The 13,284-nt window shown below is 66.8% G+C and carries 19 protein-coding genes; 9 read left to right on the forward strand and 10 right to left on the reverse strand.

Annotated features, from left to right (window positions below; all coding sequences use genetic code 11):
- Positions 1-56 precede the first annotated feature (56 nt).
- The 5 genes from VNJ48_RS09595 to VNJ48_RS09615 all read right to left on the reverse strand — a co-directional run bounded on the left by VNJ48_RS09595 (position 57) and on the right by VNJ48_RS09615 (position 2,859).
- Complete coding sequence (locus VNJ48_RS09595) at positions 57-281, reverse strand: heavy metal-associated domain-containing protein (protein WP_325601475.1); 225 nt, start codon at positions 279-281, stop codon at positions 57-59.
- 11 nt (positions 282-292) lie between these two features.
- Positions 293-1,402, reverse strand: coding sequence for a sulfite exporter TauE/SafE family protein (locus tag VNJ48_RS09600; protein ID WP_325601477.1), 1,110 nt, complete (start codon positions 1,400-1,402; stop codon positions 293-295).
- Between the two features lie 220 nt (positions 1,403-1,622).
- Positions 1,623-1,862, reverse strand: a complete 240-nt coding sequence (locus VNJ48_RS09605) for an SHOCT domain-containing protein (RefSeq protein WP_325601479.1) — start codon at positions 1,860-1,862, stop codon at positions 1,623-1,625.
- A gap of 295 nt (positions 1,863-2,157) precedes the next feature.
- A complete protein-coding gene (locus VNJ48_RS09610) occupies positions 2,158-2,424 on the reverse strand; it encodes a metal-sensitive transcriptional regulator (RefSeq protein WP_325601481.1) in 267 nt (88 codons plus the stop codon).
- Positions 2,425-2,454: 30 nt separating this feature from the next.
- Entirely contained in the window at positions 2,455-2,859 is a 405-nt protein-coding gene (locus tag VNJ48_RS09615; protein ID WP_325601483.1) for a DUF302 domain-containing protein, read from the reverse strand.
- Between the two features lie 154 nt (positions 2,860-3,013).
- On the opposite strand from VNJ48_RS09615, the gene VNJ48_RS09620 reads away from it, so the two are divergent.
- The 4 genes from VNJ48_RS09620 (at position 3,014) to VNJ48_RS09635 (ending at position 6,346) form a co-directional block, all read left to right on the forward strand.
- A complete protein-coding gene (locus VNJ48_RS09620; protein WP_325601485.1) occupies positions 3,014-3,319 on the forward strand; it encodes a rhodanese-like domain-containing protein in 306 nt (101 codons plus the stop codon).
- Between the two features lie 6 nt (positions 3,320-3,325).
- On the forward strand, positions 3,326-4,771 hold the full coding sequence (locus VNJ48_RS09625; RefSeq protein ID WP_325601487.1) for an MBL fold metallo-hydrolase: 1,446 nt from the start codon (positions 3,326-3,328) through the stop codon (positions 4,769-4,771).
- Positions 4,771-5,607, forward strand: a complete 837-nt coding sequence (locus VNJ48_RS09630) for a sulfite exporter TauE/SafE family protein (protein ID WP_325601489.1) — start codon at positions 4,771-4,773, stop codon at positions 5,605-5,607. The genes VNJ48_RS09625 and VNJ48_RS09630 overlap by 1 nt, the downstream gene beginning before the upstream one ends.
- Before the next feature lie 244 nt (positions 5,608-5,851).
- Positions 5,852-6,346, forward strand: a complete 495-nt coding sequence (locus VNJ48_RS09635; RefSeq protein ID WP_325601491.1) for a rhodanese-like domain-containing protein — start codon at positions 5,852-5,854, stop codon at positions 6,344-6,346.
- 88 nt (positions 6,347-6,434) lie between these two features.
- Here VNJ48_RS09635 and VNJ48_RS09640 read toward each other — a convergent pair whose 3' ends face one another.
- Together VNJ48_RS09640 and VNJ48_RS09645 are read right to left on the reverse strand one after the other, a co-directional pair.
- Positions 6,435-6,575 (reverse strand): hypothetical protein, encoded by a 141-nt coding sequence (locus VNJ48_RS09640; RefSeq protein WP_325601493.1) that lies wholly within the window; start codon positions 6,573-6,575, stop codon positions 6,435-6,437.
- Positions 6,576-6,695: 120 nt separating this feature from the next.
- On the reverse strand, positions 6,696-7,004 hold the full coding sequence (locus VNJ48_RS09645) for an MFS transporter (protein WP_325601495.1): 309 nt from the start codon (positions 7,002-7,004) through the stop codon (positions 6,696-6,698).
- Here VNJ48_RS09645 and VNJ48_RS09650 point away from each other — a divergent pair.
- The 3 genes from VNJ48_RS09650 to VNJ48_RS09660 all read left to right on the forward strand — a co-directional run bounded on the left by VNJ48_RS09650 (position 6,949) and on the right by VNJ48_RS09660 (position 8,458).
- Positions 6,949-7,119 (forward strand): hypothetical protein, encoded by a 171-nt coding sequence (locus VNJ48_RS09650; protein ID WP_325601763.1) that lies wholly within the window; start codon positions 6,949-6,951, stop codon positions 7,117-7,119. The genes VNJ48_RS09645 and VNJ48_RS09650 overlap by 56 nt on opposite strands.
- 247 nt (positions 7,120-7,366) lie before the next feature.
- On the forward strand, positions 7,367-7,906 hold the full coding sequence (locus tag VNJ48_RS09655) for a hypothetical protein (RefSeq protein WP_325601497.1): 540 nt from the start codon (positions 7,367-7,369) through the stop codon (positions 7,904-7,906).
- Positions 7,907-7,972: 66 nt separating this feature from the next.
- Entirely contained in the window at positions 7,973-8,458 is a 486-nt protein-coding gene (locus VNJ48_RS09660) for a GtrA family protein (protein ID WP_325601499.1), read from the forward strand.
- A 198-nt stretch (positions 8,459-8,656) separates the two neighbouring features.
- Here the strand turns inward: VNJ48_RS09660 and glnA are convergent, their stop codons facing one another.
- Positions 8,657-10,087 carry a type I glutamate--ammonia ligase gene (gene glnA / locus VNJ48_RS09665; RefSeq protein ID WP_325601501.1) on the reverse strand — a complete coding sequence of 477 codons (1,431 nt, stop codon included), beginning with the start codon at positions 10,085-10,087 and terminating at the stop codon, positions 8,657-8,659.
- Positions 10,088-10,264: 177 nt separating this feature from the next.
- Between glnA and VNJ48_RS09670 the strand changes: the two genes are divergently transcribed.
- Positions 10,265-11,047, forward strand: coding sequence for a hypothetical protein (locus VNJ48_RS09670; protein WP_325601503.1), 783 nt, complete (start codon positions 10,265-10,267; stop codon positions 11,045-11,047).
- 9 nt (positions 11,048-11,056) lie between these two features.
- On the forward strand, positions 11,057-11,542 hold the full coding sequence (locus VNJ48_RS09675) for an RDD family protein (RefSeq protein ID WP_325601505.1): 486 nt from the start codon (positions 11,057-11,059) through the stop codon (positions 11,540-11,542).
- 7 nt (positions 11,543-11,549) lie between these two features.
- Here the strand turns inward: VNJ48_RS09675 and VNJ48_RS09680 are convergent, their stop codons facing one another.
- Together VNJ48_RS09680 and lipA are read right to left on the reverse strand one after the other, a co-directional pair.
- Positions 11,550-12,254 (reverse strand): DUF4191 domain-containing protein, encoded by a 705-nt coding sequence (locus VNJ48_RS09680; protein WP_325601507.1) that lies wholly within the window; start codon positions 12,252-12,254, stop codon positions 11,550-11,552.
- A 49-nt stretch (positions 12,255-12,303) separates the two neighbouring features.
- Positions 12,304-13,251, reverse strand: coding sequence for a lipoyl synthase (gene lipA / locus VNJ48_RS09685; RefSeq protein WP_325601509.1), 948 nt, complete (start codon positions 13,249-13,251; stop codon positions 12,304-12,306).
- Between the last annotated feature and the right edge of the window lie 33 nt (positions 13,252-13,284).

Here is a 13,284-nt window from a genome sequence, read left to right on the forward strand (position 1 = left end):
TCGTTCTGTTTTTGTCCGATGACAACCCCAACCGTATACCCCCTAGGGGTATTCCGTCAGGTCTGCCACGACGCTGTGTAGCCAGCCTCGGCGATCGCCAGGACGATCCCCTCGGGGGTGCAGGCCGTCGGGTCCACGTCCACGACCGTCTGGCGCTTGCGCAACTTGGTGGTGGACCGGTGGACGCCTTCGAGGTCCTCCAGGACCTCGTCGATCAGCAGGGTGCACGAAGCGCAGTGCATGCCCTCGATCGCGAAGGTCAGGCGCGTGGTGGCGGGCATGGCGCTCTTGCTCACTGGACCGTGATCCGACCGCTGTACATGCCCATCGAGCAGGAGTACTCGATGATGCCCGGCGCCAGGATGCCAGCGTCGATGACCGTGTCGCCGTTGGCGGGGAGCACTTGCTGGACACCCAGAGACGAGATGACCAGCGCGCGCTCGCATCCGGCGGCGTTCTCCGAACGGAAGACCAGTTGGGTCGGCACACCGGACTTCACGAGGACATTGCCGGGGGAGTAGCTCCCGGGCGACACCGTGATCACGGCGGTCTGTGTGCCGTCAGTGGTGGTGTCCACCGTGCTGCCATCCACTGGCGCTGGTGCAGCACCGAACGCCGCGGCGACGTTCTTCGCCGCGAAGGGCGAGTTGAGAGTGGTGAGGCCGCCGTTGAGCGTGTAGAGCCCCATCACGACCAGCACGATGCCGGTGGCTGCCGCGAGCCGGCCCTTCCAGGTGGTGGCTGCCTTGTGAGCGACGTACCCGATGAGCGTGAACAGCGGGCTGGTTCCGACCACGAAGACAGCCATCGTGGCCGCACCGTTGATCCACGAACCCGATGTGAGGGCCAGTGCCATCACCGAAAGGGTCACGCCGCACGGAATGAGGATTGTTGCGAATCCGAGGATCGCAGGAGCGAACGCCGCCTGCGACCGGGCCCGGCCACGCACTACACGGAGCCAGGATGTCGGGGGACTGATCGCGAATCCTCTGAACGGACCGACTTCGAGCTGGGCAAGGCCGAAGCCAATGATCAACGCGCCGGCAAGCAACTGAGCCCATGCCCGGGTGTACGCCGAGAGCTCGACCGCCGTACCGATGCCGCCCAGCAGTGCACCGAGCATCGCGTGCGACACGAGCTTTCCCGCGAGGAAGCCGCCGACCGGCGCAAGGTCATCGGCAAGGCTCGTACGCCATCCTGCGCCAGCCACCTGTGCGGCGTTCTCCCGGTTGCCGGGCGATGTCTTCTTGCCCGCCGCACCGCCTGCTCTGCTGCCTGCAAGCACAGGCTCAAGCACCGGGCGCTGACGCGCGACGAGTCCAGTGAGCAGGCCTCCTTGCACGGCAGCGCAGGAAACCCCGCCGGCGAAAAGGCCGGTGAGGAAGATCGCCGCGAGATTCATTCAAGGACTCCTTCGGGCGGTGATGCGGGGAGGCTAACCAGTGGGCGTTGGCATTGGCACGCCCGGCTGAGGGTGTGAACAGGTCCAGCGGGTCGGGTGTGCACTCCCACGTTGGCGTGGTCGAATTACTACCCTACATAGGAGTAGCTCGCGCAAGTCCTCGGATGGCGCAGGTTGCCAGCCTGGATCCGTGTCAACCGACCCGGCCGCCCCGCGTGTGCTAGTCGCGAAGCCCGGCGCGTCGGCTGAGGTATTCGTCCTCATCAAGTTCTCCAGACGCGTATCTCCGGCGAAGAATGTCGTCAGGGGTCTCGGACGTGCCGGGTTCGCCTCGCCCCGTCAGGCCTCGTATCAGCCATATCGTGGCGACGATCGCCAGGGCGAGGAGAACCAGACCAAGGAGGCCCCAGATCAGCATGCCGATCATCATCCCGCCGGCTCCCATGCCATCCATGTCCATGTGCCGTGCTCCGTTCGCCTCGTCCACGTGGCCGCAGGGGTTCCGAGCCAACTACTAACTTAGATCGTAGCCGACGTCCCCAGGCTGTTTCGAGAGCGCGCGACAGTCTCCATGCATACGGGTGCAATCAGACCGATCCGTCTGTGGCGTCACGAGCCTGTTCGAGCCCACGACGTGCTCCAGCGCCCGGCGCGGTCCCCCTGAATTGGGACAACCACCGCTCAGGGGGGACGTCCTGAGCGGCGCAGGGAGTGGGTCGGTGTGGCGGCCAGGGCGCGACGGCGGCGCGATGGGGTCAGGCCAGGGCTAAGAAAAGCTTCTCCATCTTCTTCACGTCGACGCCGTCGACGCCGTCGCTGGTTTCGGTGAGACATTGCTGGAGGCCCGTGGCGACGATGGCGTAGCCGCTGCGGGAGATGGCCTTGTTGACGGCGGCGAGTTGGGTGAGGACGGCTTCACAGTCGGAGCCTTCTTCGAGCATGCGGATGACGCTGCCGAGGTGGCCGTGGGCGCGCTTCATGCGGGTGATGATGGCCTTGATTTCGGTGGGTTCGAGGTCCACTGGAGTTCTTCCTCCTTCGAGATGTGCGGATCAGGCGAGGTTGTCCAAGAGTGCGGCGAGCCGCTGGCGGGCATCGGCGGCAATCGTCGCGAGCGCGTCGTCCTTCCCGGCGTTGGGCGAAAGGTTGACCATCGCGTCGGGGTCGAATGCCTCGACGACGGTCGTGGTCTCGTCGATGGTGCGTACGACCACGTTGCAGGGCAGGACTGCGGCGATGGATGGGTCAGCCTGGATGGCTTCGTAGGCCAGCTGGGGCCGGCATGCGCCGAGGATGACCTGCGGGGGGATGGTGACCCCGAGCTTGGCGTGGAGGGTGGCGGCGAGGTCGATTTCAGTGAGGACGCCGAAACCCTGGTCAGCGAGCCCGGCCTTGACGGCCTCGACGGTCGGCTCATAAGGCTGGGTGACGGTCTTGCTGAGCGTGTACTCGCTCATCTGGGTCTCCGTTCCTGCTGTCGTGGAAGGCGCGATGGCTAGGTCTCTTCGCTCAACTGTACATCCCCCCGGGGGGTTATGCTAACGTCGAAGACATCCCCCCTGGGGGATGCATCTTCGATTCGTTTCCCTCCCGCAGGAAGGCACCACCCACATGCGTGAAGTCACCATCGACGACCTTGCCAAGGCACTCGACCACGGCGCGACTGTGGTGGACGTGCGCGAGCCCGGCGAGTACGCCGAAGGGCACGTTCCGGGCGTCGTTCACATCCCGATGGGCCACCTGAGCGCCCGCGTCGACGAGCTCGACCGCAACCAGCTCGTCTACGTCATCTGTGCCTCGGGCAACCGCTCCTCGGTGATGACTGACTACCTGACCTCCGCTGGGTTCGACGCCGCTTCCGTGGCGGGCGGCACCACCGCCTGGGCTCGTGCCGGACGACCCGTCCAGAAAGGCTGACCAACGATGATTGAGACCAAGACCAATACCCTGGGTGGGTTGACCATCGTCCCCATCGAGACCCCCACCCTTGGTGACCGCACCTACCTCGTCCACGACGGGCAGGTGGCGTTCGTCGTCGACCCGCAACGTGACATCGACCGGGTCACCGCGCTGCTCGACGAGCACCAGGTGCGCCTCACCCACGTCTTTGAGACCCACATCCACAACGACTACGTCACCGGTGGACTCGCGTTGGCGAAGGCGACCGGTGCCGACTACCTCGTCAACGCCGCCGACGAGGTCGCCTTCGACCGAACCCTCATCAATGACGGTGAGACCGTCGAGGTCGGCGAGCGGATGAGGCTCACCGCACTCGCCACGCCGGGCCACACATTCACCCACCTGTCCTACGCCCTCAGTGACGCGAGCGCCACCGAACGCGGCGGGGACGGTTCGGTCGGGGTGTTCTCCGGCGGGTCGCTTCTCTTCGGGGCCACCGGCCGCCCGGACCTCCTCGGCGAGGAGCACACGCACGCACTGGTGCGTCACCAGCACGCATCCGCCCACCGACTCGCTGACCTGCTGCCCGACGAGACGGGTGTGTTCCCGACCCACGGGTTCGGGTCGTTCTGTGCATCCACCCAGTCCGATGCGACCGACTCGACCATCGGTCAGGAGAAGGAGTCAAACCCGGCTCTGACCCAGGACGAGGAGACGTACGTTCGCGAGCTCCTCGCTGGTCTGGGTGCCTACCCGGCGTACTACGCGCACATGGCTCCCGCCAACGCTGCCGGGCCCGACGCGGCTGACCTGAGCGAACCCACGAAGGCCGACGCGACCGAGCTGCGCCGCCGCGTTGAGGACGGCGAATGGGTCGTGGACCTTCGCAACCGCACCGCGTTCGCTGCCGGGCACGCCGCCGGCACCCTGAACTTCGGTATTGACGGCAACTTCGCCACATATCTGGGGTGGCTCATCCCCTGGGGCACCCCGGTCACCCTGCTCGGCCGCACCGCGGACGATGTCGCGAAGGCGCAGCGGGAGATGAGTCGTATCGGCATCGACCGGCCCGCCGCCCACGCGGTCGGCGATCCCACCACCTGGGCTGACGGCGAACTGGCGTCGTTCCCCACCGGCACGTTCGCCGACCTCGCCCAAGTGCGCCACCACCGGCCTGTGGTCGTGCTCGACGTACGCCGCACCGAGGAGTACGAGTCGGCCCGCATCGACGGCGCAGTCAACGTGCCGTTGCACGAACTTCCCGCACACGTCGGCGACGTCCCGGATGGCGAGCTGTGGGTCCACTGCGCCAGCGGCTACCGGGCGTCCATCGCAGCGTCGCTGCTCGACACTCACGGTCGCGCCCTGGTCGCCATCAACGACTCGTTCGAGGACGCGGAGAAGGTCGGACTCCACCTCGTCGGCAACGAGTCCGACGATGGTGGCGGGACCGGCGACAAGTCGAACTGATGGTCACCGTGCTGCTCGCCGTCGTCGCGGGTGCGCTCATCGGTCTGTCGTTGGGTGCGCTCGGCGGCGGTGGGTCAATCCTCGCCGTCCCCGTGCTCGTCTACCTGCTCGACCAGTCCCCGACTCAAGCCACCACCGGGTCGCTCGTTGTCGTCGGGGTCACCTCCCTGCTCGCCGCCGTCACCGCGCACCGCGCAGGCAACGTCCTCCTCGGACGCGGCATCATTTTCGGAGTCGTCGCCATCGGCGGTGCCGCAGCCGGGTCCCTGGCAGCCGCACGGGTGCCCGAACCGGTGCTGATGGCGTCGTTCGCTGCACTGTTGCTACTGGTCGGTGGCGTCATGGTCGTCCGCCAGGTCCGCCACCACATCGACACGAGCCCCGACACGGAGCGCGGTCGGCGTCCGGGATGGGACGATCCCATCCTCACGTTCTCCCCGACGTTCGCATGCCAGTGCCCCCGCGCCCTGAAGGTGGTCCTCGCCGCCACCGTCGTTGGCCTGCTGACCGGGTTCCTCGGGGTCGGCGGCGGATTCCTCGTCGTCCCTGCGCTCCTCCTCGCCCTTGCCCTGCCGATGCAGTACGCCGCCGGGACGAGCCTGGTGGTCATCACCATCACCAGCGCCTCCGCCCTGGCAGTACGCGCCGCCAACGGGGCCACCCAGCCCGACTGGTGGCTGGTCGGGGCACTCACCGTCGTTTCGGCCCTCGCTGCCATCGCCGGCGCTCGCCTCGCAGCCCACGCCAACACCGACCGGATCTCATTCGCTTTCACCGGACTCGTCCTCTCCGTGGCGCTCTACACCGCCGCTCAGGCAGTCCCCGCCCTCATCTGACCGACCAACTATTCCCACCGAGGAGACACCCATATGTGCAGAGCCACCCGATGCAAGACTTGCGGCAAGACCACTTGGGCCGGATGCGGACAACACATCGCCCAAGTCAAAGTCAGCGTCCCGTCAGGGCAGTGGTGCCCCGGACACCCTAAGAGCGAACAAGCCCCCGGCTTCTTCGCACGCCTCTTCGGACGCGCCTGAGGACAAGCGGCAAGCACTTGGAGTCCTGGTTAGCGTCGACAGCATGCAGGAGCGACCGATGAGGCTGAACGGGGTACGTGCTGTCCTGCGTGTGCCCAATGGCACCGCGTTCTGGCGAAGCCTGACCGGCGCCCTCGCCCTGGTGGTGGTGGTGTCTGGCTGTGCCGGATCCAACTCAGACAACGACCCACCGTCGCAAGCCACGCAGTCGCAGGCCACGTCGGCGGCACCGACAGAGGTCGTCGAACTGGCGACCGCGTGGGACGCCATCGCCGACGGAGCAACGACCATCGACGTACGCACCCCCGAAGAGTTCGCCACCGGACACCTGCGCGGAGCCATCAACATCGACCTGTCAGCACCCGACTTCGACGAGCGCATCGCGGCCCTCGATGAGACAGCCAGCTACGTCGTCTACTGCGCCTCCGGCAACCGCGCCGGAACAGCCATCAAGACCATGCGCGGCCAAGGGTTCGACGACATCATCAACGGCGGCGGCTACGAAGACCTCGCTGCCTTCAAGCTGCCCAAGGCATGAGGCATGCCGATCCAGCGCCGCTATCAGGGGACTGACCGCAGCGGGTAGACGGGCCGACGCGGGCCGGGATCGACACCCAGATGCGGCACTACGCAGATGCGGCGGTTGCGCTCTCGGGCGGTGGCCGCATGCGTACAGCGAACAGGACCGGGATGAGGAGCAGCGCCAGCAGCCCGCCTGCAAGGGAGAGGGCGGCGTAGCTCGTGGAGACGACGGCCCATCCGGACATCGCTCCGCCGGTGGCTCCCGCGATCGCGATCAGGACGTCGACGGAGCCTCGGGTTCGAGCGCGCGTGTGGAGTGGGGTGCCGTCAATGAGGAGGGCGGTGCCGCTGATGAGGCCGAAGTTCTAGCCCAGTCCCAGTAGCGCGAGCGCCAGGGCGAGCAACGGCACGGAGTCTCCGGGAGCGGTTGCTGCGAGCGCCCCAGCTGCGAGGAGAGTGATCCCTGCTGCTGTGGCCATGGGGATGCGTCCAACTCGGTCAACGAGCGCACCGGTCACGAGCGACGGCAAGAACATCGCACCGATGTGAATCCCGATCACGAAGCCCACCTCTCCGAGGCTGTGCCCATGATGACGCATGTGTACGGGGGTCATGGTCATGATGGCAACCATCGCGATCTGGGTCAGCACCATGACGGTGGCGCCGGCCAGCACCTTTGTGATCCACGGTCTGCTCGGGAGCCTCGGACCCAACGGCCGCGCCCGAAGCATGCCCCTGCTGCCATCCGAGGTAGCGACCACCACCTCGACGAGCGGTCTCGCGCTCTGAGCTACGTGCGGATATGTGCCGACGCGCCAGGCGATCGCACGCTGGGAAATGGGCTGTACACCGGGCGGGGGGACCCGGGACACAAGAACTTGCCAGTGAGGAGTCTCCGCCGAATGAGCAAACGCTGTGGTCGCGCGAGGCGATACACACGCGTCCGATCCGTCGACGGGCTACACGATCTACCACCTACGCGCATCACTGCCTGCGACTCCCGTCGCCGCAGACCATCGAGCTGGAAGGCAAGATCATGAGTGAAGTGGAGGACGAGTCCATCATCGCCATCCCACGACTCCGGACTCTGGTCGATAGCCGTCGCTCTGAGTTCGCCGCTGCGGCCGCCGTTTGTTTCCTGATCCTGGCGGTCCTCGGGGTCGTGGTCCAGAACGGAGGGCAATCGCTTCGACAGTTTGATAACGGCCTCGGCACACCAGCGGAGGAGTGGTCGGCCCGTCACCCAGCCGCCGTGCAGTTCTTACTGGCGATCGAGCTCATCTTCGGCACTGTAGGCACCGTTCTCTACGTGCTGGGGCTGCTGCTCGTGCTTTTCCTGAAGGAACAACGTAGGGCCTCCATGTGGAGTGTGGTGGTCATGGTCGGGACTGCAATCACCACCATCACCATGAAGCTGTCTTTCCGTCGACAACGACCACAATGGGAAGATTCCGTTCACACGCTGACCAGTTTTTCGTTCCCCTCCGGTCATGCCTCGGGGTTTCCCCCGCGGGTACTCGGACGCCCCGATCGAGTCCAGCACTGCCTCGTGGTGACATCAGCAAGATTGGGGTGAGCATTCGTGACTGAGTTGCTCGCAGCGAGCCGTGGTCAGCGCGCCGACCGTGTATTCGGTCGCTTCGTGTTCGCCGTCTGGCACATCCTGCCGGGCCCGCTGCGGCGGCGCATCCCCACGACCTTCGTCGGCTTTGCGCTCATCAATGGGTTTACGTTCTCGGTGGACCTCGCTCTACTGGCCATCCTCTACCGCGCGGTGGGGCTGCCTCACCCAGTCGCGATCACCATCGGCTACGCCGCAGCTTTCGGATTGGCCTTCGCGCTCAATCGCCGTTTCAACTTTCACGCGCACGGACCCGTGTCCGGCCAGATGGTGCGCTGGCTGGTGGTCGTCGGCGCGAACTACATCGTGCTTGTGCTGGGCGTAGGCGGTGGCCTCATCGCGGCCGGTGTGCCGTTCCTCCTGGCCCGCATCGTCGCCGCGGCAGCCGAGGCAGTCTGGATGTACGCCAGCATGCGGTGGTGGGTCTTCGCGCCTCGACGCGACCCAGCAGTGAGTGAACGGTCGGACGCGACGGTCCGCGCCCCCACCCAAGAGCGAGGCTCATGAGCCTCGAGGCAGTACCACCACCCAACGCTGACTCAACACGACCCCTTTCGCATGCCGCGGGATGGCTGGCCTCGCCGCCATGTCATGGATGTCATGAGCCATGCAAAAACGCCCCCGAACAACCAACGGTGTCCGGAGGCGTTTCCGCAGGTCAGAGGCCCTTTTCGCACGAACCCGCAGGTCAGCGATGGGGCCGATTCAGATGTCGTAGTACAGCTCGAACTCGTGCGGGTGCGGCCGCAGCTGCACGGGCAGGATCTCCTGGGTGCGCTTGTAGTCGACCCACGTCTCGATAAGGTCGGGGGTGAAGACGTTGCCGACGGTGAGGAACTCGTGGTCCCTCTCCAGGTTGTCCAGCACCGCGTTGAGCGACGTGGGCACCTGGTCGATGTCGGCCATCTCGTCCGGCGGCAGCTCGTAGATGTCCTTGTCGATCGGAGCGGGCGGCTCGATCTTGTTCTGGATCCCGTCGATGCCGGCGAGCAGCAGCGCCGAGAAGGCGAGGTAGGGGTTCGCCGACGGGTCGGGGCAGCGGAACTCGATGCGCTTGGCCTTGGGGTTGGCGCCCGTGATCGGGATGCGCACGCAGGCCGAGCGGTTGCGCTGGGAGTAGACCAGCGAGATCGGCGCCTCGAAGCCGGGCACCAGACGGTGGTAGGAGTTCACCGTCGGGTTGGTGAAGGCCAGCAGCGACGGGGCGTGCTTCAGGATGCCGCCGATGTAGTGACGGGCCATGTCCGACAGGCCGCCGTACCCCGTCTCGTCGTAGAACAGGGGCTCGCCCTCGTTCCAGATCGACTGGTGCACGTGCATGCCCGAGCCGTTGTCACCGAAGATCGGCTTCGGCATGAAGGTCGCGGTCTTGTTGTTGCGCCAGGCGACGTTCTTGACGATGTACTTGAACTTCATGACGTCGTCGGCGGCCTTGAGCAGCTCGTCGAACTTGTAGTTGATCTCCGCCTGGCCGGCGGTGCCGACCTCGTGGTGGGCACGCTCGACGTGGAGGCCCGACTTCTCGAGCTCGATGACCATCTCGTCGCGCAGCTCGCCGAAGTGGTCGTACGGCGCCACCGGGAAGTAGCCGCCCTTGTACTTCACCTTGTAGCCGCGGTTGGGGTTGTCCTCGGTGCCGACGCTGCCGGTGTTCCAGGCGCCTGCAGCGGAGTCGATGTGGTAGAAACCGGCGTTCTGGCTGGTCTCGAACCGCACCGAGTCAAAGACGTAGAACTCGGCCTCGGGAGCGAAGTACGCCTTGTCGCCGATGCCCGTGCTGGCGAGGTAGGCCATCGCCTTCTTGGCGATGTTGCGCGGGTCGCGCGAGTAGGCCTCGCCGGTGATCGGGTCGTGGATGAAGAAGTTCACGACCAGGGTCTTGGCCACGCGGAAGGGGTCGATGTAGGCCGTGGTCGGGTCCGGGAACAGCTGCATGTCGGACTCGTGGATCGCCTGGAAGCCACGGATCGAGGAGCCGTCGAAGCCGAAACCGTCCTCGAAGACGGACTGGTCGAACGACGACACCGGCACCGTGAAGTGCTGCATCACGCCGGGCAGGTCGCAGAATCGAACGTCGACCATCTCGACACGCTCGTCCTTGATGTACTTGAGCAGGTCTTCGCTGTTGCTGAACATGCATCCTCCTGGGCCGACCGCGAGGGCGGGCCGAAGTCTTCACTGGCACGAGTTCGGCGCGACGTTGCGCCGGATCACCGCGAACCTAGGCGGCCGCGGTTTCTTGACCGTATCCCGATTGTTTCGCGCGTGTAACAGGTGGTTCGCCCTGTGGAGCCGGTCGTTAGGGTCGAGGTCATGTGTCTGCCGCTCCCCGCCCTCGTCCGTCCATTCCTCGTGGGAGTGGTTGTCGCAGCCCTGTCCGGCTGCAGCGGTGGGTCAGCGACGGACCCGTCGACGGATGCTGCGAAGGGCGAGGGGGACACGGCGGCGTACGACAACGCAGACGTCATCGCGGAGATGACCGACGCGGTGGCCGAGCAGGACTCGGTCCGCCTCACCCTCGGCACGAGGCAGTCGCCCGAGGACCTGACGATCGACACCACGTGGGGCAGCGAGCCGGCCTTCCGCGCGCTGACCGGTGGCGATCCGGCCCAGCGGCTCGACATACGCAGGGTGGGGGACCGGGTCTACCTCGGCGGCGAGCTGGTCGGGCACCAGTGGACCTACCTCGAGGTCGACGACCCGCGTCTGACCGACCCGGACAGCGGCTTCGACGCAGGCCCGGTGCCGACGTTGCTCGACATCGACGTCGTGGGCGATCTCGAGGCGTTGGAGTCCGCGGTCACCGAGGCCGAGGCCGACGGCAGCGAGGAGATCGACGGTGTGGAGAGCGAGCACTACACGCTGACCGTCGACTCCCGGGCGTGGTTCGACGGGCTGTCCGAGGACTCCATGTATCGCGCCATGGACCTGCCTGAGACCGTCACGATGGACCTGTACGTCGACGACGACTCGCTTCCGGTGCGGCTGGCCTACGAGGTCCCGGGCCAGGCCGGTGCCTCCGCGCAGATCGGGTTCTCGGCGTGGGGGACCCCGGTCGAGGTGGCCGAGCCCCGGCGCGCGAAGCCCGTCTCCTAGGCTGCTGCAGTGATCGAGACCGCCTCCTGGGCCCGCCGCTTGGGGGCGATCACCGTCGACTGGATCGCGTGCACCCTTGTCGTGGTGTTCGTGATGGGTCCGTCACGGTGGTCCGACGACCCGATTGCCGGGTTCTACGCCTCGGGCGTCTTCGTGCTCGAGTCGGCCCTCTTCACCACGCTCCTCGGGGGGTCCTTCGGCAAGCTCGCCACCCGGCTCCGCGTCATCCGCGAGGACGGCCAGGGCAGGCCCATCGAACTGATCCCGGCACTGCTCCGCAGCATCATGATCGCCCTCGTCGTCCCGCCGCTCGTGTTCCGTCCCGATGGCCGTGGCCTGCACGACATGGCCGTCAAGACGCGCACTGTTCGCCTGGCTGATCTGCGGCCCTCCGCATCCCGAACTCGAACCAGGCGATCCGGCGCCCCTGGCGAGTCGTACGGCGGCTCGTACGGCGGCGACTCCTGGGCGGGTGACTCGAGCGGAAGCGACTGACGCTCGGTCAGCGGCCGCGCTGCTGGCCGCGCATGCCCTTCATGTTGGTCGGCATCGGGCCCTTCGGCATCGGCACGGGCGGGCGGTGGGCGTCAATGGCCTTGAGGCGGTTGAGGACATCGGTCATGTCGGCGCCCTTGAGGTTGCGGCCGAGCTTGGTGACGTGCTTGACCAGCTTGTTCAGCGGCACCTCGCCCTCGCCCCGGCCGCAGACGACCTCGTGGATCGGGGTCTCGGGCAGCACGCGCTCGTGCTTGCGCCGCTCAGTGGCGAGCAGCGCCTTGACCCGCTGAGGGTGGCCCTCGCCGACGAGCACGATCCCGGGCGGGCCGACGACCCGGTGCACGATGTCCTGCTGCTTGTTGAAGCCGACCACCGGGTCGGTCTTCCAACCGCGGCGCAGCATCTGCAGCGCGGAGGCCGCCGCGCCCTTCTGACCCTCCATCTGGCCGAACGCGGCCGCCTGCGCGCGGCGGCCGAAGACGATGATCGCCGCCAGCAGGCCGAAGAGGAGGGCGCCGACGATCGACAGGGCGAGGGAGATCGGGCCGTCGCCGGGCAGGAACCAGATGACGGCGAAGCCAAGCAGGGCCCCGAGCACAAAAGCGCCGAGGGTGTACAGACCGATGCGACGATCGGTCTTCTTGGCCATCCGGTAGGTCTGGACGATCTGCTGACGCCGCTTGGTGGGCGGGGTGGCGGGGGTCGACATGCTGCTGCCTTTGACTAAGGGGTCGGGCGGGGACGGCGGATCAGACGATTCAGGCGGGGGCGCCCTGGCGGGCTTCCCTGCTCTCGAGCGCCTGACGGTACAACCGACCGGCACGGTAGGACGAACGGACCAGGGGACCCGACAGCGCACCGGAGAAGCCGATCTGGTCGGCCTCGTCCTTGAGCTCGACGAACTCCTGCGGCTTGACCCAGCGCTCGACCGGGTGGTGACGCAGCGACGGGCGGAGGTATTGAGTGATCGTGATCAGCTCACAACCCGCGCCGTGCAGGTCACGGAGCGCCTGGCTGACCTCCTCGCGGGTCTCACCCATGCCGAGGATCAGGTTGGACTTGGTCACGAGGCCGAAGTCGCGGGCCTGGGTGATCACGTCGAGGGAGCGATCGTAGCGGAAGGCGGGTCGGATCCGCTTGAAGATGCGCGGGACCGTCTCGACGTTGTGGGCGAGCACCTCGGGACGGGACTCGAAGACCTCGCGCAGCAGGTGCGGCTCGCCGTTGAAGTCGGGGATGAGGTTCTCCACGCCGGTGCCGGGGTTGAGCTCGTGGATCGCGCGGACCGTCTCGGCGTACAACCAGGCCCCACCGTCGGGCAGGTCGTCGCGAGCGACACCAGTGATGGTGGCGTACTTGAGCTCCATCTTCTGCACCGACTCGGCGACGCGGCGCGGCTCGTCGCGGTCGAGCGGCTGCGGCTTGCCGGTGTCGATCTGGCAGAAGTCGCAGCGGCGGGTGCACTGGTCGCCACCGATGAGGAAGGTGGCCTCCTTGTCCTCCCAGCACTCGAAGATGTTGGGACACCCCGCCGACTGGCACACGGTGTGCAGGCCTTCGGACTGCACCAGGCTCTTGAGCGCCGTGTATTCCGGCCCCATCTTGGCCCGGGTCTTGATCCACTCCGGCTTGCGCTCGATCGGCGTCTCGGAGTTGCGGATCTCGAGGCGGAGCAGCTTGCGGCCTTCGGGCACGGGGGCGGTCACGGCGCCACTCTACGCCGGGCATCAGGGCCCCCC

This window comes from Nocardioides sp., assembly GCF_035576065.1.
Taxonomy (GTDB): Bacteria; Actinomycetota; Actinomycetes; order Propionibacteriales; family Nocardioidaceae; genus Nocardioides.